This window comes from Microcoleus sp. LAD1_D5 (assembly GCF_036702115.1).
Taxonomy (GTDB): domain Bacteria; phylum Cyanobacteriota; class Cyanobacteriia; order Cyanobacteriales; family Microcoleaceae; genus Microcoleus.
Map to the genome: position 1 here is coordinate 27,130 of NZ_JAUBSA010000018.1, position 20,126 is coordinate 47,255.

The following is a 20,126-nucleotide window of genomic DNA, read 5'->3' on the forward strand; positions in this document are numbered from 1 at the left end:
ATTGTTTCTGTGCGTCCTTCCTGACTTATTTCCCTAATTCTTGAGAACGCAAACAAGCTGCTTTCACTGCTTCGATCAGCGCCGAACGAAAGCCGTTACTCTCTAATTTAGCAATTCCCGCAATAGTCGTGCCGCCGGGACTTGTAACTTGATCTTTCAATTGTGCCGGGTGCATTCCCGTTTCTTGCATTAGCTTCGCCGTACCGAATACAGTTTGCAAAGCTAATTGAGAGGCGATCGCCCGTGGCAAACCTGCACAAACTCCGCCATCTGTCAAGGCCTCAATCAAAACTGCTACATAACCAGGCCCAGAACCCGAAAGCCCCGTCACCGCATCCAGCATACTCTCAGGTACTTCTACCACTTCTCCCACGGCCTGAAAGATGCGCTTTACCAATTCTAAATCAGCCGGTTGAACAAGTTTTCCTGGAGCGATCACGCTCATTCCCGCTCCTACCGTTGCCGGGGTATTCGGCATCACACGCAGCACTCCCCGCCCCGGGAACGCGGGTTCGAGCTTGCTCAGTGGCACTCCAGCCAAAATCGACACTACCAGCGCTTCTGGCTCGGAATTAGCCGTTTCTCCATTATTTCCCTGTTTGCGATCGGCCGCCACCGCCAACTCCAAAGCTACCGTATCAAAAACTTGCGGTTTAATCGCCAAAAACAGCACTTCTGTAGCTGCCGCAACTTCTAGATTGCTGGCTGTTGTTCCAATCCCGTAGGTTTCCGTCAAAAATTGGCGACGTTGAAGTTGTGGGTCGCTCACCAATATTTCTGAAGGCAAATAAACTTTTTGTGCAATTAAGCGGGATAAGAGAGCCTCTCCCATTACCCCGCCGCCGATCGTACCAAATTTTATGTTTGTCATTAGTCAGTTGTCACTTGTCACTTTTGAGTTATCAGTTGTCAGTTGTCAGTTGTCAGTTGTCATTGGTTACTTAGTTGTTAGCTAATGTTATTAATCCGCAGTGTTTATTCCACAGTTATTAGTTGTTAACTATTGACTACTGACTACTGACTACTGACTACTCACCACTGTCAACTGACTACTAACTACTGACTACTACTGAGCCATTGGAGCTTGTTCTGCCGGCCAGACTGTTGGTGCAGGAGCAGCAGCACGAGGGCGTCCTTGAGCAGGAGGCACTTCGTGAACCACACCAGACTGAGTTCTCACCTGCACGCAGCTAGGCGTAAACAAGAAAATACTTTCGCCAATTCGCTCTTGATGACCGTCAAGGGCATAAGTACCGCCCGCCACAAAATCCACAGCTCTTTGCGCTTGGTCTGGGTCCATCACCGTCAGGTTCAAAACCACAGACTTCCGTTCTTTAAGAGCTCGAATTGCGGCCGGCATCTCTTCAAAAGTGCGCGGCTCCATTACTACTACTTCCGAAATCCCGTTCATAGCTCCAGGCATTCCAATCACGTTATTCATTACTGACCCTACTCCCCCGGTTGGTGCAACGACATCCATACCTGTCGATCCTACTACTGAGCGCTCTCGCATTCTACGATTTTGACGACGTTCTTCTTCGGCTGCTGCGACGGCAGCGGGGTTCGGTTCAGGCGCTTGGTAGAAGTTCTGATAGCGCTCCCCTTCCGTTTCGTCGTACACGTCATCGTACTCAGGCTCATTGTTGATGCCTACAAAATCTCGCAGTTTAGAAAAAATATTCATGATTCACTCTCCTTCACGACTTTGCTGCCCCGACTATACTCGCGTTGCGCGTTAGTCGCGGGTGGCTGACTATTCTATATTTAACCCAAATTGTCTTTATCAGAAGATTTCAATTATTTATCCCCTCCTAGAGCCAAATAAGGTTTGTCCTAGCCGTACCATAGTAGCACCTGCTTGAATTGCCAAATGATAATCTCCCGACATCCCCATCGAGAGCTGCTGCATTTGAATGGAAGGCAAGTTTTGCTGCTGGATTTTGTCAGCAAGTTCGCGGGTGCTGTTAAATAATTCTAGGATTTGCGAGTCATTTAATCCCAGTGGGGGTATTGTCATCAAACCTTGAATTTTGATATGCTGACATTTGTTGAGTTCTGGAAGGTCGGCAAGCAGTTCTGGAACGCTCCAGCCGTATTTGTCCGGGTCGGGCAACATTTTGACTTGCAGGCAGACTTGGGGAGAGCAGGACTGTTCGCCCGCCAAGCGCGAAAGTCGCTGAGCGAGTTTTAAATTGTCGAGAGAGTGAATCCACTGGAAATGCTCTAGGGCCTTGGCGGCTTTGTTGGCTTGCAAGTGGCCGATCAAGTGCCAGTTGATATCCGGTAAATCTTGCAGTTGGCTTTGTTTTTCGGCTGTCTCTTGAACCTTACTTTCGCCAAAATCCCGGATACCGGCGTCGTATGCTTCGCGGATAGCATCAGTCGGTACCTGTTTGGTAACGGCAATTAACCGCACTGATTCGGGCAAGTGTTGGCGAATGCTGTGAATTCGAGAGGCTATGGTCATGGTTACTCAATGCTGGGAACTGGAGGGAAGGAAAATAAAGACAGTTACCAATTACCAAGTTACTGATTTTCGCTATTGAAATGTGCGCTGGTGAATGGTTTGCAATTGGTCGTACTCGTTATATTGACCGCTGCGACGCAGGGTTCGCAGGCGAATTTCGACCATGAGGCGAGCGTCGGAGCGGCTGATTGGTTCAAATCTCAGCCCGCCCGGGCCGTTTGTCACCAAAAAAAACAGGCGCTGGGCGTATAGGGTGGTAAATAATTCTTGGCTGTCTTCAACCTGGGATACCCTGAAGAGGAGCCCAAAGTTTGGATGATTCAGGTAAGTTTCGGTAGTCATTCACGCTCACAATCGATCAATTTTAGATTAAAGATTTAGATTTTAGATTTTAGTTTCGCTCGATCGCCCGACGGCGTTGTTTGACGGCGGGCTACAAAGGGCGATCGCCGTAGCCGTGCAATAGTCTCCGTCGTGGCTGAGGCTTAATTGCCACTGGCAATTTCCCCAAGCAGAGGCTTGTGCTGCCGCGGTTCCGTGCAGTTGCACATTTGGAGCACCGTTTTGGGAGCGCCGAATTTCCACATCTGCATACCGTATTCCCCGCCATCCCGTGCCTAGAGCTTTGACAACGGCTTCTTTTGCCGCCCAGCGCCCCGCTAGTTGGTTGCAGGAAACTCGATTCATTTTACCTTTAATGCTGCTGTGTTGAGAATTTAGTTGCCCGCAATCCCTTTGTTCGGCGGGTGTGTAAACTTTTTCGAGGAAGCGATCGCCAAACCGGTCTAATGCGGCTTGTATGCGCGGAACATATACGATATCTGTCCCAAGATAGATGTTCAAGGTCTTGGTTCTCTAAATATTTGTCTCCATTACTTTAGCAGGACTATCGCGCACCAGACAAAACTTACTCAAATGTAGGCCCGTGCTCCACACGACGAGCTTCATCAGTCATTCCCAATTCTTCAAAATTCTTCAATCTAAAATCTAAAATCTAAAATCTAAAATCTTAACTGTCCCAACCCCAAACCAAGCGGGCACTCCAGAGGACGATCAAGCATCCGAGGGCGATCCAGTCTCGGATTTTCAATTGCAACTGGTGCCATTCTACACGGTGTCGATCGGGACTGGTGAAGCCGCGAACTTTCATGGCGCTGGCAATTTGTTCAGCTCGCAGGAGCAAGTTTTCTAACAGCCGCTCGGCTATCATCAACCACACTTGAGCGGCGCTGCGAAATCCGAGTTTTTTCCAGTTTATCGCTCGGGTTCTGACCGATCGCACTAAATTTTGTATTTCTTCCAATACTAGGGGAATGAATCGCAAAGATAAAGTTAATGTTAAGGCTATTTCGGTAACAGGCCAGTTCAAGCGGCGCAGAGGCTGCATTAAGTTTTCAATCGCCCCGGTGATTTCTTCGCTGGCTGTGGTAAGGAGGTAGAGGTTGGTGCTGTAAATTACTGTGAAAAATAGGGTGCTGACGTTGATAGCTAAATCTAGGGATTTGCGGGTGATTTTAATCGGGCCTTGTTTGAATAAAACGTAACGGTAGTTTGTGGGTTGGGGGAGTTGAGTTGGGCTTTGGGCTTTGGGATTGGGGATGGGGGAGTTTGAGCCTAAGTTAAAAGGTTTGTACCAGGGTTTGGGCTCTTGACGGGGTGGAAGAGTTGCGGGCTGTTGGGAAAAGGTTAATTCGTCGGCGGGGATGCGGGGCTGGTGTTCTGAGGGGAGTCCGTCGGGGGCGATCGCGCTGAGGCAAAATACTAATAGGCAGAATAGCAGCAGCATTCCCATTTGCTGTTTCCACACGCGCAAGGGAATTGCTGCTGTTAATGTCAGTACGATTAACATTCCTACTAGCATCAACCGCCAGATGGGATTGGCGAGTATTGGCGCAATCAGAAATGTCATCAACCAGGCGAGTTTTACGCGGGAGTCTAGCCGGTGAAGCCAGGTTACGGGTTGTTCTAGGTAGAGTCCTATGGGAAGTGAGCGAAGTAAATCCATCTTGTCGATTTGAGATTTTTAATAATATCAATCAATAGACCTCTTGCATTCATTCCAAAATTATCTGGAAATTATCTGCGTTTGTCTGTGTTTATCTGCCTTACATCTGCGGTTTCTGTATCAAAAAAGGACTTCTACAAGAGTTCTAATTTATTGAACCGCGAAGACGCTAAGGACGCGTTCGGCGAAGCCGTTCCCGAAGGGTAGGAAGACAAAGAAGGAAGAGAAAAGAAAAAAACGCAATTTGCTTATATCATTAAACTGCGTTTTTTCTTTAATCTAGAGTCGAGAATTACTTCACGCGCAGTGCTCTGTTTGTTGTGCTCATTTCGGTGGCACGAACTTTTTTGCCTCTCCAAAGTAGCCGCATTGGTGTACCAGTAAAGCCGAGGTGTTTGCGGAATTGGCTTTCCATGTAGCGGCGGTAATTTTCTGTGAAGCGCTTGGGATCGTTGACAAACAGCGCAATTGTCGGTGGCTGCGATCGCACTTGAGTACCGTAATAGATTTTGCCTTGTTTTCCTTGGCGGGTAACTGGGGCTGAGTGCCAGCTTGTGGCTTCTTCTATGACTTCGTTAATGACTGCGGTAGTGACGCGGCGTTTGTGTTCGTCGGAGGCTTTGTCTACTAATTCAATGATTTTTTCAACTCGCTGTCCACTCATGGCGCTAACAAAAATCATTTCTGCCCAGTCGAGGAAATAAAGTCTGGTTCTTACTTCTCTTTCGTACTCGTAGATGGTGTCGTTGTCCTTTTCTATGGCGTCCCATTTGTTGACGACTATGATGCAGGCGCGACCTTCTTGGCTGATGCGATCGGCTAATTTTTGGTCTTGATCGGTAACGCCGTCTATTGCGTCAATTACTAATAGTATGACATTGGCGCGGCGGATGGCTTTGAATGCGCGGTTGATCCCGAAAAATTCTGCACCGTATTCGACGTTTTTCTTTTTGCGGATTCCGGCGGTGTCAATCAGGCGGTAGGTTTGACCGTTGCGTTCTACTAAGGTGTCGATCGCGTCGCGGGTTGTGCCGGAAATCGGGCTGACTATGGCGCGGTTTTCTCCGAGAAATGCGTTTAACAAACTCGATTTGCCGACGTTGGGACGACCGATAATTGCTACTTTAATTTCTTCAACTTCTGGTAATACTTCTGTGGGAAGGTAAGTAATTAATTTGTCAAGCAATTCGCCGGTGCCGTTGCCGTGAATTCCGGAAATTGGGTAAGGTTCTCCCAGTCCCAATTGCCAAAAGTCGGCTGCTTGGGTGAGTCCTGTATTTTCCGATTCGCACTTGTTGACGGCGAGAATGACGGGGACTTTTTGCAGTCTCAGCCAAGATGCGATCGATTCGTCGCCGCCAGTGAGTCCGGTTTGTCCGTCTACTACGAAAATGGCTGCGCTGGCTTCTGCGAGGGCCGCCATTGCTTGTTCGCGAATTAAAGGCAGAAATTCTGTCTCGTCGTCGAATACTAGCCCGCCGGTGTCTACGACTTGATATTCCCGATCGCCCCAGTATGCTGGTCTGTAAGTGCGATCGCGCGTGATTCCTGGTTCGTCGTGGACGATCGCGTCTTGGGTGTTGGCTAAACGGTTGACGATCGTCGATTTGCCTACATTGGGGCGTCCAATAATAGCAACTATAGGTAGAGACATAAAAGTAGCAGCAATTAGGCTGCGCCGTAATTTTGAGCTTTAGTCTTCTATTGTAAACTAATCTGACGGGAATTTTATATATTGAGCCTGTGTTTCTGTCTTTTCATGCTGTAGGCGGTGTTCTGCCGATCGCCCGTTTAATAAACATCGCACCCTAAAAAATAGCCACAGCCTATGGATCTGCATTCCCAGCCCGACTCTGAGAATTAGAAATAAAACTTAAATAACTCAACCAATCATCTCATGTGTGGTAATTCTTTGATGGTTATGAAGGTAGATATAGGATTTTAGCGATCGGCTATTATTGAAAAAAAGCAGGAGTTTAGTTTTTGACGAAAGCTTAAAACAGCAGCTTAAAAATGGAAACTAAATTTCCCTCAAAGCTCAAAACATTAGGTGGTAATATGGCTGTTCTGCAACTAGAAGACGGTAGAACATATACGGATATCCGGGCGATTGCGAGTCAACTCGCACTTTTAAATATTGAGATCGATTCCCTGCCCACAAACGAAAATCCGGCGTTTAAAGAACTGCTAGTTCAAGACATTCTCAATGTTACAGAAAAACAGCAGATTCTCGCAGCATTTAATAGCGAGTTTGAACAGTTTAAGCGCGCCAGCGGATATAAGTGGTGCGACTTAAAAGTGCTGCATCCAGGTTCGCAGCAGATTTACGCGCTGATGACTCAAAGCCATCGCACTCATACCCACACAGATGCAGAAGTTCTTCACATTTTAGCTGGGGAATGCGTTTTTGGGTTTGTGTATTCTAACGGCTCTCAGGTACAATTAATGCTGCAAGCTGAAGAATACATTAAAGTGCCGGCCAATACCGAACATTGGTTTTATCTCACTCCGTCGCTGTACTTGAAAGCCTTGCAGTATTACACAACTGCTCAAGGGTGGGTTCCTCAGTATACTAACAGGAAACTAAAAATTAAGAACTAAATTTAGGGTGCGCTTCGGCGCACCTTCCTCTATCAAAATAGGCGATTGAAATGGGGACTCAACAAACCAAAACTCTCTCTAAGAGACTAGGATTAAATGCTCTCTACTTCAGTAGGTGCGGGCATTTCAATTTCTTCGCAACGCTGCAAAAGCTCTTCTATTTCCTGGGCTAAAAAAATTACTTCCGGCCAAGAAGAACCGTTAATTAAATCTTGAGCGTGAGCTAATTTGTTTCTCAATGCTTCTGCTGACTTTAAAAAACGCTCTCCGTAGCGTTTGGATTTGAGCCCCAGCCGATCGACTATTTCAGCAGAAGTCAGGATTAAATCTCGCTTGTCGCAGAATTGCAGGTAATCGATTAAGTCAATTGCTTCATTTCGCGATCGCCCCAATTCCCAAAGGTGTTTTGCCGCTAAGATGCGATCGCCCTTAAGCCACTGCTGCCAAGAATCTTGGGGAAAGTAAATCCGCACGATTCGCAATAAATTCATTTCCAAAAGCGTCACCAATCCAAACAGCAGCATCCGCACCGGTGCTTTTTGCAAATCGCCGCAGGTAACGATCCCGTTGATCCTGTTGCTTTCCAATACAAATAATCTCGGTTTTTCTCGCAGCAGGGGCAGCAATTCCATCAAAGGAGTCGAAGCGGCGATTAATTGTGAGGGGTGAAAAATTTGCTGGTAGTCGCTGCACTTGCCTGTCATTAAGTGCGATCGTTCTACATAGCCGCAAACCGTGCCGTTTTCTTCGATACCGAGCACGTCAAAATCGCGGGCTTCCATCCACGATCGCAATTTGGCTGCGTCTTCGCAAGCGGGGACAGCTTTCAACGGTTCCGCGAGGTATTTAACTGTAATGCTGTCTTTGAATAAATCCCGCAAGTCGGCGGAACTAGATTTTAAATGTTTCATCTCATGTCCGGTAATTTCATGAATCGTTGCCCGACAAAATAACAATTAATATTGTAACTACCAGTAAAGACGCCGCATTACTGTGGGAGAATCTCAGTTTTGTAAAAAGCATTTTTTAGAAGTGCGATCGTCCCCCTTGCACTCCTGTAAAATCAAAACTGAGATGCTGTCTTACCGTCTCCCTACAAATTTCATGATATTACTTACTGGCTAATTCCGGGCAATAATGGTTGGCGGCAAGAGTGGTAATAATATCGGCATCCGCAAGAAAACTTTCTTTGACAGTGGGATTTTCGATACTGACAGCTTGCCCGATCGCTCTTAATTTAACTTCCGGCAGAGAAACTCCCGATTTTGCTTCCGCACACATTCTTTTAGCTGCCGCAATTTTTTGACCAGGAACCATTTGGATTGCTTGCAGTAAATTTTCCGTTGCTTCGGGAGAGTAGCTTTTTGCTAAGCGTTTGTAGTCTTCGAGAAATTTCCCATCGTTTCCTGTCAGCTTAATGTCTGATTCTTGAGACGAACACAACAAATTTAAGTTAATTACTTCTCCCACTGAATTGACAAGAAAACATCCTTCGCGTTCTTGGGCGATCGCGCTTTTTGCGCTGGGGAAATTTTGTATAATAAGGGCGGACAAAACAGCAGTTAAACGCAAGTATTTTAGCATGGGAATTACGTGATATATTTAGGATTTTTAACCGCAGAGCAACCCGGATGAATTTGGGTGTTGTTGGGTCACATCGCATCCGGTAAATTTACCCAAATAATTGTAGTGGCGGGTTTCACCAACAATCTGTAATTGTCACTAAAAAGCTACATAAACCTGCCCTCCAAGCTGTCGGCAATTCAACAAACATAATATCAGACGAGCATTTCGTTGTCTAGGGAAGTTTTCATTAACAGCAAACATCCCCCTTGTGTGAGGGAGGAATGTTGGGAACCGGGAACCGATCGAATGTAGTCGCCTGGATGGCAAATTTCCCCTTCTACAATTAAGTCTCCTTCTAATACAAACACTTCCTCGGAGGCAGCGTGTCGGTGCAGGGGAAATGTTACTCCCGGTTCTAGTCGCATCAAGCAGGTAATTTCGCGCTTTTTTTTGTCAATGTAAAGCTTGCCGAACGAGACTCCCGGAACTCCATAAGATTTCCATTGGACATCGTTCGATCGCACGATTAAAGATGGAGCATTGTTCTCCGTTGGGGAGGTAACAATGGGCTTTAAATTGACTGATTCTGCCGGGGTTGGCTGCAGTTCGGCTAGGCGCTGGAACAGGCGGTTTTTGAGGTCGGGTGCGACGGGAACTGGGGGGGCTGTGTAGGCGATCGCGGCAATTGTTGATTCAAAAGCCACTAATTCACTTGTAAGTTCTGCGGATTCTTTCAATTTCTCTGCAAATGCGCCGCGTTCTGACTCGTCGAGGATATCGAGAGCTTGAAGGGCTGCAAGGATGTTATATTCCTCGTCTGGCATCATTTCCATCTCTTTTTCGCCAATAATTGTAATTCCGCCTAAGTTAATTTTAATTTTGAGATTGTCTGCTACCCTCGCACTCAAGATGGATGATTGGAGATGCCATAATTTTAGATTGATGTTAAACAACTTAAATTTTGTTTTTTGACAATCTAAAAAAATTGTTCGCTCAAAGCTTGACGCAATTTGGAAATACCCAACCGAATTCTGGTTTTGATTGTACCTGTCGGGATACCAGTTTTAGCCGCGATCGCCGCGCAAGTCAGCCCTTGGTAGTAGGCGAGTTCGATCGCCTCTTGCTGTTCCTTTGGCAGTTTTTCTAAGGCTGCTTTGACTTGTTCGCTGCGTTCTTTAAACATTGCATCTTCCATCGGTTCTGCAATGCTAGAGATGGGTACCTTCGCATCTTCCAGACAAGCTTCAGCAGCCCGGACTGTTCGCTGGATCGATCGGAGCCGATCAAGGGAACGGCTGCGGGTAAGCATGAACAACCAGGTATCTGCTCGACTGCGAGAAGGATCGTAAGTTGCTGCTTTTTGCCAAATTTGGGAAAAAACATCGATTACCACTTCTTCAGCTTCTTCTACCGAACCCAGAATTTTGTAAGCGAGAGCATAACTGGGACGACCGTAGCGATCGTAAAGTTTAGCTAATGCCGTTTGGTCTTTCCGGGCAATCTGCACTAAAAGCAGCGATTCATCGCTTGACTTCTGGCCTGTCATTTCAGTGTACCCAAAATTTTTGTTTTGACGGCACAGATCCAAAATTAACAATTCGGCGTATATCACTACAGAACATAATTGTAAGTTTGAAGTTGGGGGTACAAGCTGGAGTATGCCTTTTCAGGCTAATTTTGTCGTGATTTGAATAGTAAAAATCCCAAATCATCTTGCATTTTACCACCTGATTAGTAATTTTTTTGACACTTAGCAATCCGCTTTATGCACAACGAATAAATGCCCGGAGCCTGAACAGTCAAAACCGCGCCATTAACTCGTTCCTAAGCTCAGTTCGCTAGCTCCCAAGAAGAGCCTGGAAACTCATATAAGCGATGCTCTGGTTCCACTAAATCGAGGGAGGCTCTGTCTCCGAGGAGGCATTCCCAAGCATAGTCCGGGAACGAGCTAATGCTCAATAACGCACTTTTTTACACCAATTAATCTGGCAGCACAGATCCAAAATTGCCAAACCTTCGTATACCACCAATAGGAGAAGGCTCAGCAACAGCGCAAAAGCCCCACAGGTTGACAGATTTCAACCTGCTGCTACAAAAGTAAAACCCGCGACTGCGGGTTATTTACCATTGATTTGTGCAAAAATTTCATTGAAATAAAGGTGCTAACTGTGAAGCTCACAAAAAAAATTCGCCGAACCATACTAGCTATTGAAGTAGCTCTAATTGCTCTATTAACTCCAGGGATAATTGTTGCTTCCGACCACGACGACGGGGAAGTAGATATCAAAGGTCGCGCTGTAAATTTAACGGACCTGTACGTATATCGCGAAAAAGACCAAAACTCCGGTGCTGCGGAGGGGGATTTAGTATTTACCATGAATTCAAATCCCCGATCTGTAGCCCGCTTTCAATATTATTTCAGCACTACAGCGCTCTACCAATTTCACATCACCCAGGTAGGGGACGTGAATTCTACACCTACTGGACGTTCGGATATTATCTTGCGGTTTGCCTTCAGTCCGCCTAACAATCAAGGTATGCAAGCGGTAGCTGTAACTGTTGTTCGCGGCGGCTCGGAGACTGTTGCTAAGACTACAGTTAACGGCGGGCTAATTGCCACAACTCCGCTGAATTCTAATGCTGTTGTGAATACAGTACCTGTGGGCGGTTCTAACTTGACTGTATTTGCCGGGTTGCGCGAAGACCCGTTTTTCTTTGATGTCGAACAATTTTTCCGAGTTCGCGCGGCAGCTTTGGGAACGGGGCCGCGCACTGCTTTTAAACAACCGAATCAAGCGATCGACTTTACTAAAGGTTACAACGTCAATACAATTGCTGTCCGCGTTCCCAAAGCATTCTTGCAAGCAGGAAGTGGGGCGAATACTTTTGATGTTTGGTCAACTGTTTCCATCAGAGACGGAGCTGGCGGTTTCAAACAATTCGAGCGTTTGGCCAGACCTGCAATTAATGAAGGTTTGATAGTTTCTCCCGCTTATCTGGAGGCATTTAATAATATTCCTCCCAGATTGGATTTGAGCGCTGCTGCTGCTCCGGTGCGGCAGGAAGCTGTTGCTACTCTGAATGCTGTGGATCTTTTGGACGGTCGGGATAATGTCGATCCAAATGCGATCGCCGGAGCTTTCTTGCCCGATGTCATGCGGATCGATACCACAAAAACCAGCGGCTACGCTAGCGCTACAAATGCTCAAGGAAGCTTGATCGGAGGTCGTATGCTGATGGACGACGTTATTGATATCACTCTGGGAGCTTTGGTGGGATCTCCGGTTGGCGATAACGTTTCATATAACGGAACTCCGGGAAATCCGGCTCAGGGACACAAACCTTTAGAACCGAGTTTTCCTTATCTGGCTTTGCCTAATTAGTCATTAGTTATTAGTCATTAGTCATTAGTCATTAGTCATGGCTTATTGGCTAATGACATATCAAAAATACTTTTTTTAACCGCAGATGAACGCTGATTAACACGGATGTATGAAAACTAAAACTAAAGATGAAAGAAAATCGGATATTTTATGGTGGTGGCTGCTGATAGCGGTTCCTTTAGTAGGGATGGCAGTAGTAAATTTACCTCTTAATTGGCGTTTTATTTCAGATAAATTTTCTAACCAAAGTCCCGAAAATCTCGATGGTAATTACCGATATCATTTCTCGGAAAGTTTGAGAAATAATCCCAATCAAAAGGAAACAGTTCAGCAAGAGATTGCGTTTTACCAGCAGCGATTGGCCGTTGATTCCCGCAGCGGTTTGAACCGCGCGGCACTGGCGGGAGCTTATTTAAAAATGGGTCGCGCAACAGGGGAGGGCGGTTGGTTTTTATTGGCGGAACAAGCGGCTCAAAGGTCGATCGCCGATTTGCCTTTTGACAACAAAGGTGCGCTGTTAGTTTTAGCTCGAATTGCTGAGGCAAGACACGATTTTGCTAGTGCTTTGCGCTTTGCTAAACAGGCGGGTTCTGATAATGAAGATGCGATCGCCCTTTCAGTTACATCTCACTTAGCGATGGGTAAAGTGAGCGAGGCAAATGCAGCCGCAGAAGCCTTAGTTAACCGGATTTCCAACTTGGGTTCTCTCACTTTGAGAGCTTTAGTGAGAGAGTCTCAGGGCCGAGATGCTGAGGTTTTGCAGGATTACCAGCAAGCAATGGCGGCGGAGGAACCGGGAGAGGTTGCTGGTTCGGCGCGGGCCCGATCGCTCTTGGGTCGATTTTACGCGCGTCGCGGGCAGTTTGTGCAGGCGAAAGCGCTGTTTTTGGAGGCGTTGCGGTTGGTGCCGCGATACCCGCTGGCGCTGATTTATTTGGCGGATTTGGAGACGCGGCAGGGCAATTATCGGGAGGCGGAAGGCTATTACAGCAAGGTTTCTGCGTATTCTGGTGGGGTTGCGACGGTGTTCGATCGCATTGTCGATCGCGGTATGGCGAGGGTGAAGGATTTGCAGGGAGATGCGATCGAATCCCGGCGACTTCGCGACAAAGCAGAAGCGGGGCTGCGACAGGAACAGGTTTCTGGATCTGGCGGTTTTGGCCACCGGCGCGATTTGGCAAGTTTGCTGCTGGAAAAAGGTCGATCGCAGGATGTCGCGGAAGCGCTGGCGTTAATGCAGGAGGAGGTGAAAATTCGCCGGGATGCGGTGACGCTGGATACTTTAGCCTGGGCGCTTTCCGCCGCTGGGGAATGGCAAAAGGCCGATCGAGTGATGGCGGAAATAGTGCGATCGGGGATTCGGGATGCGGGGATGTTTTACCGGGCTGGTGCGATCGCCCGGACTTTAGGTAAAGATACCGAATCTCGCGCTTATTTTCAAAAGTCCAAGGAAATTGATCCGACTTTTGACGATCGAGCTCGCCAAGCATTGGGCTTGGGAAGTTATGAATTTTGAGATTAACTAATAGCTGCAACTCCCCCAGCCCACCAGGGGTTTCAACCCCTGGCTAAAAGCTTAAGTCCTCTTGCATAGGACTAAAAGATTTCACTAAAAAGTAGAAAATCTTTTAGTCGGTTTCAACCGACTTTCGCTATGAGACGGGGATTTCAATCCCCGGCGGACTGTGGGACTCACGAAAAGATCGCGCGCCGAACAAATCACAACAAAAACAAATAACTCATCCGAAAATCACTAAAAAAACAAGTATTTATGCAGTACAAACTGAACCGACTTTCACAATTATTTCTCCTATTTTCCCTAACACTTTCATTCTTACTAACAACCTCAACCCGACCTGTTTACTCGCACTGGTCAGACTTATCCGTAGCAGAAATAGTAGTCAACGATTTGCAAACCCAAATAACATTAACTTTCCCAACCGGCTTAACAAACTTCGCCGACGACAATCGAGACAGCCAGCTAGAACCTGCTGAAGTTCGCAGCCACCAAATACAGCTAGAAAAGTTTTTCAGCCAACAAATCCGCCTCACCAATAGTAGCAACCTTCAAGGCTCGGTAGCAGTAAAACCGCTGGAAATAGCAGCTAAAAGCGCCAGTGTTATCCAGCAGCCCAATACCCACAGCACCTTAATTTTAGACTACACCTGGCCCGCACCTTCTCAAGATAAAACCCACGGTTTACCAGACTCAATTTCCATCTCCAAATCAGAGAAATTGCGGATTAATTACAATCTGTTTTTGCCCGAAGTTCCGACAGCTAGCTGCCAAGCTACGATTGTACAAGCGGGTGCTGTAAAAAGCTTTGTGTTTACGCCACAAAACCGCGACTTTTTGTTAGCAGGAAAGGAATCTATCTGGGATTCCGGCTGGAGTTTACTGCTAGCAATAGCGGGAGCATTTGCTTGGGGATGCGTGCACGCGATGTCGCCCGGACACGGAAAAACCATAGTCGGCGCTTATTTAGTTGGTTCGCGGGCCACTCCCCTACACGCTTTATTTCTAGCAGCGACGACTACAATTACTCACACTGCGGGCGTGTTTGCTGTGGGCGGAATTAGTTTGTTTGTTTCTAACTTGATCGACCAGGAAAAATTAGATCCTTGGCTGAGTTTAATCTCTGGTTTATTAGTAGCCTCGATCGGGCTTAACTTATTATTATCCAAAATTAAGACGAGGTTGGTAGTGAGGACTGAAGTTCTCAAAAAAATCAAAAGTAAAGTTTTTAATAAAAACTGGTTTCTAAGAACTAAAGTCCTTACTGCGGAATGTGAAGAACCAGTTAATCTTTTGAGTAGGGGAAGTTGGGAGAGAGAATTTAAACCTGTAAAACCAGATATATCTCACCACTACCACGATCACGGAGACGGCCGCCTTCACTCGCATTTGCCGCCGGGTACTGACGGTTCTCCCATTACTTGGAAAAGCTTATTAGCATTGGGAATCTCCGGCGGTTTGTTGCCTTGTCCTTCCGCTTTGGTGATGCTGTTGAGCGCGTCGGCTTTGGGCAATGTTGGTTTGGGAATGACGTTAGTGATAGCGTTTAGTTTGGGATTGGCTTTAGTGCTGAGTGCGATCGGATTAATCTTAGTTTATGCCAAACGAAATTTTGATAAACTGCCAAAACAGATAACAGCAGTCAAATTTTTGCCTGCGATTAGTGCGATGTTTGTGATGTTTTTGGGGTTGGGAATTACCGGACAGGCGATGTTGAAAATATTGGCTGCAAATCAGTGGGTAATTGGCAATGGATAAGCATAAAATTAGGACTCTCCTTCCTAACTACAAACTTACGAATAAGTCTGCTTTTAGATACCCGATTTCTGGAAGAAGCCGGGTATCTGGGTATTCTGTTTTTTAGCCGTTGCTCACTTATCCGGCCGCACTATGTTTATTAATAATTTCGGCTAAATCCGGTACTCCCTTTTCCACGTAATTCTTAGCTGAGGGGCGGAGTTTGGCATAGGCGCCTTTAACCATCGCTCTTGTGCTTTTCTCGACCCTTTTGTCGCTGATTTGGAGCAATTCGTCTGCTACTTCACCTTTTCTTTGGGCTAGATATTCTACTGGGTTGCCATTGTTTACCCCTTCAGCCCACATCGGATCGAGTGCGATCGAGATTTCTGGCAGAAGTTGATCGACGACTTGGGCGCAATAGTCAGCCCGTATCCCCTTGACAGTAGAGTAGGCAGCTTTAAGAGCCATACCACCCAATCCTGGCGCTGCCGCAACTTGTTGGTCTATCAACTTCACACAGTCATCCACAAAAGTTTCTCTGTGGTTTTCATTCAAGAGAATATCACTAAGTCCCATTTTTACTTTCCTTGATTTAATAGTCAATGTGCTTATTAGCTTTGATCTCAATCTGACATCATAATATATCTATTTTGAACTTTTACTCAAGGTTTCCCAAGTTTTTTAAGGTTTGAATGTCTCTATAAGACAGCCTGATGTTGAGATTTGTTTAGTATATTATGGGAATTAATGTTCTATCTACTACTAATTATTGGCCTACGGTTTGTAGTAAGGGCTTTAGTCCTTATTAGGTGATATTAATGAGGACTAAAGCCCTGACTACAAACTGATGAGTTGTGAACACTCACATAGAAAAGAGAAGAACTCGAAACAAATATTATAGAGGCTCTGCCTAAGTCCGATCGCACTTGCAAGTATCTTGCACGTATCATTACGATTGGACGTTCGACTGGAGGGCTGCAGGTACTGCAACGATCGGAAGTTTCTGGGTTTGAGCCGGGCGATCGCTCGATCGCAATACCAAATTTTTCGGTAACGGCGCGGAAGTGCTGAGTCCGGGAAATATGTGAAGCGATAAGGTTAAGCCGGCAGCTAATAATAGTTTTTCTAACATGGCAGTGTCTCCAATACATACGCCCTAGGGCATAATTCCTCTTACACCTACAAGATATAAACATCCTCAGTCGCTTGGTGCGATCGCACGGGCATAGTTTAAGTGACATCTATCACCACGGAGAAGGGGGTGATGGGGATAGGGGGTGATGGGGATAAGGGGTAATGGGGAGTAGGAAAGTGGGGGAGAGTGGAAAATCTTGCCTCGCACTTCTACCGTCAAGATCCGGTGAATGTGTTAAATCCTATACACGGCGCGTTGCCGAACTTGCCCCCAAATCGAGAATTGTCCTTGAGAAAGAAGCCGTTGAGTCTCTCTCAAAGGTAGAATTAGCGCGTAGAAGTTATTTGACACAGCGGAGGTACCGACAATATGCTTGCATACATTCTGGCGTTGGCGGTCGGTCTAGGCAGCTTCAGTATTTACATGGCGGCCTTCTTTTTTCCAGAAGTGCACCGCAAAAGTGATTTTACGTGGAGCGGGGTAGGGCTTTTTTATGCGTTAATTTTATGGGCTTGTGCGGGACGAATTACTGGTGCTCTCCTGCTTGGTCAAATGGCGGGCGTGGCGATGTTGGGCTGGTTTGCCTGGGAAACTCTGACTTTGCGCCGGCAGGTGACGCCCGTTGCTGAGCAAACGCCGATTCCTCAGTCGGCGAATTTGGCTGCAGCAGGCGTGCCGTTTGCTGGCTTGTTTGCCAAGAAAAAAGAACCCGCAGCGAAAAAACCTAAGTTTGTCCGATCGCCCAAACCGAAAACTGATGTGGTTCCAGCACCCACTCTGGATAAGGGTGAGGTAAAGCTAGAGGAACAGGCGGCGATTCCCCCCATAGCTGAAAGTATTGCCGAAAGTTCGATCGAGGCGACGGCCGAAAGTGCGATCGCCCCTAACTTGAAAATTTCCGACTCGAAACCACCTGCAATTGCAGAAATACCAGTGTTTTCAGTCGAAACTCCTGCTGCTGAGACTTCACCAACCCCAGCAGAATTAGCCAGCAGTTTCACTCCTCTACCTCTACCTCTAGAAATTTCAGAAATAGCCGTTGGACCAATTGTGGAGCCAGCAGAGGCTCAGCCAGAGCTTCCACAGCAGCCAGAAGCCGATGATTTTGACGAGGAAACAGAATGGAGGACAGCCGTTAAAGAGTCGCAGGCGGCAGCGGCAGCAGCGGCGGCCCCAACTCCTCCTAGTCCTCCTAAACCAGCTAAAAAATCCGGCGGTTTCGGAAGTCTGTTCGACAATATCAAAAATAGTCTCGGCGGTATGTTGGGACTCGGTGCGGGTAAAAACAAGTCTGATGCAACTCCGCAGACGCCAAAACCTTCAGTGACTCCAGAATCGATCGCACCTGAATCTAAAATAACGGCAACTCCTGCACCGGGTATCGACCAAATTCTCGAATCCGAATTAGCCGAGGCGGCTGCGGAAGTTGCAGCCGAAAGCAGCAACACTGCTGTTGAAACAAGCCAAGGAGTGCCGTTTCCCACCGATGTTGAAGCAATGGCCGAGTTGATGGCGGCAGACATCGCGAGTTCTGACAAAATAGCGGAAACTCCGATCGAAGATCGATCGTCCGCTGAAATTCAGACACCGCTGGCTGCTGTTGGTGAACCGGAAGCAGAAGCCCCTGCTGTATCTCTGGAAACCCAGACACCGCTGGCTGCCGTTGGTGAACCGGAAGCAGCAGCAGGCGTAACGGAAGCAGAAGCCCCTGCTGTATCTCTGGAAATGACTGTGGTGGAAATGGCAGCGCCTGTAGAGATAGAAGTACCGGGAGAACCTGGGTTGAGCGTGCAGGTGGAAACGGTTTCAGTATCCGTGATCTCGATCGAATCCACAGATAAAACACCATCTTCTGAGGGAGAACAACCGGAATTGATTCGCCCGAATCCCCCCCCTTCCACAGATAAAACACCATCTTCTGAGGGAGAACAACCGGAATTGATTCGCCCGAATCCCCCCCCTTCGGAGCTAGTATAAGCTGCTCAAGCGGCCGATGAATCCAAGTCTGAAAATCTATCCGACGAAGATAAGCCCTCATCTTGAGGCTAAAAGCAAAAGGTAGAAATCAGAATTTTTTTTGATTCTGCCTTCTGCCTTCTTACTTCTTACTTTTTACTTTTTACTTCTTACTTTTTACTTCTTCCCTCTTCCCTCTTCCCTCTTCCTTCTTCGCTCTTGGCTCTTCCCTCTTCCTTCTTCCTTCTCTTTTAATATTATGAAAGCAATTATGGTCGTGGGAACAACATCTCACGCAGGGAAATCTTTACTGGTTGCAGCGTTGTGTCGAATCTTTTCTCGGCGAGGCTGGCGGGTAACTCCGTTTAAAGGTCAGAATATGGCCCTGAATTCCTATGTCACAGCCGCTGGCGGAGAGATTGGCTACGCTCAAGCAGTGCAAGCTTGGGCTGCAGGCGTCGCACCTTGGGTAGAAATGAATCCGATTTTGCTCAAGCCACAAGGAGACATGACTTCTCAATTGATTGTCAAGGGCCGGGCGATCGCAAATGTGCGAGCATCTCAATATTATGAACAGTATTTCGATATCGGCTGGCAAGCTATTCGGGAATCTTTAGAATTTCTATCCCAAGAATTTGACATGATTGTGTGTGAGGGAGCCGGCAGCCCTGCTGAGATTAATCTCAAACACCGCGATTTAACAAATATGCGGGTAGCTAAACATTTAAAGGCTCGGACTTTGCTAGTAGTTGATATCGATCGCGGCGGTGCTTTTGCTCACATCATCGGTACTTTGGAATTGCTCGATCGCGACGAACGAGCTTTAATTAAAGGATTTATTATTAATAAGTTCCGAGGACAAAAATCGATATTAGATCCGGGCCTGACTTGGCTAGAAGAAAGGACGGGAATCCCGGTAGTTGGGGTGATTCCTTGGATAGACGAAGTGTTTCCCTCAGAAGATTCTCTCGATTTACTCGATCGGCGTTCTCCCAATGCTCAAACCGACATCAATATTTCCGTCATCCGCCTGCCCCGAATTTCCAATTTTACCGACTTTGACCCCCTAGAGTCGGAAACTTCCGTCACTGTCAAATATGTCAGCCCAAAAGACCAGTTAGGCCATCCAGACGCCGTAATTTTACCAGGCTCTAAAACTACAATTTCCGATTTGCAGGTGCTGCGGCAAACAGGTATGGCAAAAGCTATTCAAAATTATTTAGTAGCTGGCGGTACAGTCATGGGAGTTTGCGGCGGCTTTCAGATGCTGGGAGAAAGTATCACGGATAAAGAAGGCGTTGAGGGAGAAAAGGGAGAATTTCCAGGATTGGGATTGCTGCCTTTGAAAACTGCGATGGCACCGAACAAAATTGCCCGCCAACGCATCGTAACATCTAACTATCCTCAACCGGGTTTGCCAGTTTCCGGTTACGAAATTCATCAAGGAAAAACGCAAATCCTAGAGTCTGATTTGACTGAACCGCTATTTGACGATGCTAGTTTAGGCATTGTCAATACTTCTCAATCAATTTGGGGTACATACCTGCACGGCATATTTGACAACGGAGCTTGGCGGCGAGCTTGGTTAAATCACTTGCGGCAGCAGCGGGGACTCCGCGCGTTGCCTACTGGTATTCCTAATTACAGAGAACACCGAGAAGCTCTGTTAGACTCTCTAGCAGATACAGTGGAAAAGCATTTAGATATCAAGCATATTTTAGGTTGATTAGTTAACTGTTGACTGTTGACTGTTGACT

19 protein-coding genes are annotated in these 20,126 nt (G+C 46.9%); 6 read left to right on the forward strand and 13 right to left on the reverse strand.

All coding sequences use genetic code 11. The annotated features are described in order from the left end of the window. Positions 1–25: 25 nt before the first annotated feature. From proC to der, 7 genes are all read right to left on the reverse strand, one after another. Positions 26–871, reverse strand: a complete 846-nt coding sequence (gene proC / locus QUA70_RS10590; protein ID WP_333346823.1) for a pyrroline-5-carboxylate reductase — start codon at positions 869–871, stop codon at positions 26–28. A gap of 195 nt (positions 872–1,066) precedes the next feature. Beyond that, positions 1,067–1,684, reverse strand: a complete 618-nt coding sequence (locus tag QUA70_RS10595; RefSeq protein WP_333329538.1) for a cell division protein SepF — start codon at positions 1,682–1,684, stop codon at positions 1,067–1,069. A gap of 117 nt (positions 1,685–1,801) precedes the next feature. Continuing rightward, the gene (locus tag QUA70_RS10600; protein ID WP_333329535.1) at positions 1,802–2,467 is read right to left on the reverse strand and encodes a YggS family pyridoxal phosphate-dependent enzyme; all 666 of its coding nucleotides are present in this window, start codon (positions 2,465–2,467) and stop codon (positions 1,802–1,804) included. A gap of 72 nt (positions 2,468–2,539) precedes the next feature. After that, a complete protein-coding gene (gene pipX, locus QUA70_RS10605) occupies positions 2,540–2,809 on the reverse strand; it encodes a transcriptional coactivator PipX (RefSeq protein WP_333329532.1) in 270 nt (89 codons plus the stop codon). Positions 2,810–2,851: 42 nt separating this feature from the next. Further along, the gene (gene acpS / locus QUA70_RS10610; RefSeq protein ID WP_333329528.1) at positions 2,852–3,310 is read right to left on the reverse strand and encodes a holo-ACP synthase; all 459 of its coding nucleotides are present in this window, start codon (positions 3,308–3,310) and stop codon (positions 2,852–2,854) included. 166 nt (positions 3,311–3,476) lie between these two features. After that, on the reverse strand, positions 3,477–4,472 hold the full coding sequence (locus QUA70_RS10615; RefSeq protein WP_333329525.1) for an energy-coupling factor transporter transmembrane protein EcfT: 996 nt from the start codon (positions 4,470–4,472) through the stop codon (positions 3,477–3,479). A 292-nt stretch (positions 4,473–4,764) separates the two neighbouring features. Beyond that, complete coding sequence (der, locus tag QUA70_RS10620) at positions 4,765–6,126, reverse strand: ribosome biogenesis GTPase Der (protein WP_333329522.1); 1,362 nt, start codon at positions 6,124–6,126, stop codon at positions 4,765–4,767. A gap of 359 nt (positions 6,127–6,485) precedes the next feature. On the opposite strand from der, the gene QUA70_RS10625 reads away from it, so the two are divergent. Further along, positions 6,486–7,073: an acireductone dioxygenase gene (locus QUA70_RS10625; protein ID WP_333346826.1), complete on the forward strand. Its 588-nt coding sequence runs from the start codon at positions 6,486–6,488 to the stop codon at positions 7,071–7,073. 92 nt (positions 7,074–7,165) lie between these two features. Here the strand turns inward: QUA70_RS10625 and QUA70_RS10630 are convergent, their stop codons facing one another. The 4 genes from QUA70_RS10630 to QUA70_RS10645 form a co-directional block, all read right to left on the reverse strand. Continuing rightward, positions 7,166–7,984 carry a hypothetical protein gene (locus tag QUA70_RS10630; RefSeq protein ID WP_333346829.1) on the reverse strand — a complete coding sequence of 273 codons (819 nt, stop codon included), beginning with the start codon at positions 7,982–7,984 and terminating at the stop codon, positions 7,166–7,168. A gap of 199 nt (positions 7,985–8,183) precedes the next feature. Further along, a complete protein-coding gene (locus tag QUA70_RS10635; RefSeq protein WP_333346832.1) occupies positions 8,184–8,657 on the reverse strand; it encodes a DUF732 domain-containing protein in 474 nt (157 codons plus the stop codon). A 194-nt stretch (positions 8,658–8,851) separates the two neighbouring features. After that, positions 8,852–9,592, reverse strand: a complete 741-nt coding sequence (locus QUA70_RS10640; protein ID WP_333346835.1) for a cupin domain-containing protein — start codon at positions 9,590–9,592, stop codon at positions 8,852–8,854. Positions 9,593–9,615: 23 nt separating this feature from the next. Beyond that, a complete protein-coding gene (locus tag QUA70_RS10645) occupies positions 9,616–10,185 on the reverse strand; it encodes a sigma-70 family RNA polymerase sigma factor (RefSeq protein WP_333346837.1) in 570 nt (189 codons plus the stop codon). Between the two features lie 622 nt (positions 10,186–10,807). On the opposite strand from QUA70_RS10645, the gene QUA70_RS10650 reads away from it, so the two are divergent. From QUA70_RS10650 to QUA70_RS10660, 3 genes are all read left to right on the forward strand, one after another. Then, positions 10,808–12,022, forward strand: a complete 1,215-nt coding sequence (locus QUA70_RS10650) for a DUF4331 domain-containing protein (RefSeq protein ID WP_333329505.1) — start codon at positions 10,808–10,810, stop codon at positions 12,020–12,022. A 109-nt stretch (positions 12,023–12,131) separates the two neighbouring features. Next, entirely contained in the window at positions 12,132–13,538 is a 1,407-nt protein-coding gene (locus QUA70_RS10655; protein WP_333346840.1) for a hypothetical protein, read from the forward strand. A 255-nt stretch (positions 13,539–13,793) separates the two neighbouring features. Then, positions 13,794–15,296, forward strand: a complete 1,503-nt coding sequence (locus tag QUA70_RS10660) for a HoxN/HupN/NixA family nickel/cobalt transporter (RefSeq protein ID WP_333346843.1) — start codon at positions 13,794–13,796, stop codon at positions 15,294–15,296. 117 nt (positions 15,297–15,413) lie between these two features. On the opposite strand, the gene QUA70_RS10665 is transcribed toward QUA70_RS10660, so the two are convergent. Both QUA70_RS10665 and QUA70_RS10670 read right to left on the reverse strand, forming a co-directional pair. After that, complete coding sequence (locus tag QUA70_RS10665) at positions 15,414–15,854, reverse strand: DUF6918 family protein (protein WP_333346846.1); 441 nt, start codon at positions 15,852–15,854, stop codon at positions 15,414–15,416. Between the two features lie 373 nt (positions 15,855–16,227). Next, positions 16,228–16,410: a hypothetical protein gene (locus QUA70_RS10670; protein ID WP_333329492.1), complete on the reverse strand. Its 183-nt coding sequence runs from the start codon at positions 16,408–16,410 to the stop codon at positions 16,228–16,230. A 372-nt stretch (positions 16,411–16,782) separates the two neighbouring features. Between QUA70_RS10670 and QUA70_RS10675 the strand changes: the two genes are divergently transcribed. Further along, complete coding sequence (locus tag QUA70_RS10675) at positions 16,783–18,390, forward strand: Ycf66 family protein (protein WP_333346849.1); 1,608 nt, start codon at positions 16,783–16,785, stop codon at positions 18,388–18,390. Positions 18,391–18,628: 238 nt separating this feature from the next. Next, complete coding sequence (cobQ, locus tag QUA70_RS10680) at positions 18,629–20,095, forward strand: cobyric acid synthase CobQ (protein WP_333346851.1); 1,467 nt, start codon at positions 18,629–18,631, stop codon at positions 20,093–20,095. Positions 20,096–20,126: the final 31 nt, after the last annotated feature.

What these genes read in the sequence shown, in the direction of transcription:
- proC (WP_333346823.1), bottom strand. Translation starts at nt 871, where the DNA reads ATGACAAACATAAAATTTGGTACGATCGGCGGCGGGGTAATGGGAGAG.
- QUA70_RS10595 (WP_333329538.1), bottom strand. Translation starts at nt 1,684, where the DNA reads ATGAATATTTTTTCTAAACTGCGAGATTTTGTAGGCATCAACAATGAG.
- pipX (WP_333329532.1), bottom strand. Translation starts at nt 2,809, where the DNA reads ATGACTACCGAAACTTACCTGAATCATCCAAACTTTGGGCTCCTCTTC.
- QUA70_RS10630 (WP_333346829.1), bottom strand. Translation starts at nt 7,984, where the DNA reads ATGAAACATTTAAAATCTAGTTCCGCCGACTTGCGGGATTTATTCAAA.
- cobQ (WP_333346851.1), top strand. Translation starts at nt 18,629, where the DNA reads ATGAAAGCAATTATGGTCGTGGGAACAACATCTCACGCAGGGAAATCT.
- QUA70_RS10615 (WP_333329525.1), bottom strand. Translation starts at nt 4,472, where the DNA reads ATGGATTTACTTCGCTCACTTCCCATAGGACTCTACCTAGAACAACCC.
- der (WP_333329522.1), bottom strand. Translation starts at nt 6,126, where the DNA reads ATGTCTCTACCTATAGTTGCTATTATTGGACGCCCCAATGTAGGCAAA.
- QUA70_RS10675 (WP_333346849.1), top strand. Translation starts at nt 16,783, where the DNA reads ATGCTTGCATACATTCTGGCGTTGGCGGTCGGTCTAGGCAGCTTCAGT.
- QUA70_RS10645 (WP_333346837.1), bottom strand. Translation starts at nt 10,185, where the DNA reads ATGACAGGCCAGAAGTCAAGCGATGAATCGCTGCTTTTAGTGCAGATT.
- QUA70_RS10665 (WP_333346846.1), bottom strand. Translation starts at nt 15,854, where the DNA reads ATGGGACTTAGTGATATTCTCTTGAATGAAAACCACAGAGAAACTTTT.
- QUA70_RS10670 (WP_333329492.1), bottom strand. Translation starts at nt 16,410, where the DNA reads ATGTTAGAAAAACTATTATTAGCTGCCGGCTTAACCTTATCGCTTCAC.
- QUA70_RS10655 (WP_333346840.1), top strand. Translation starts at nt 12,132, where the DNA reads ATGAAAACTAAAACTAAAGATGAAAGAAAATCGGATATTTTATGGTGG.
- QUA70_RS10600 (WP_333329535.1), bottom strand. Translation starts at nt 2,467, where the DNA reads ATGACCATAGCCTCTCGAATTCACAGCATTCGCCAACACTTGCCCGAA.
- QUA70_RS10635 (WP_333346832.1), bottom strand. Translation starts at nt 8,657, where the DNA reads ATGCTAAAATACTTGCGTTTAACTGCTGTTTTGTCCGCCCTTATTATA.
- QUA70_RS10660 (WP_333346843.1), top strand. Translation starts at nt 13,794, where the DNA reads ATGCAGTACAAACTGAACCGACTTTCACAATTATTTCTCCTATTTTCC.
- QUA70_RS10625 (WP_333346826.1), top strand. Translation starts at nt 6,486, where the DNA reads ATGGAAACTAAATTTCCCTCAAAGCTCAAAACATTAGGTGGTAATATG.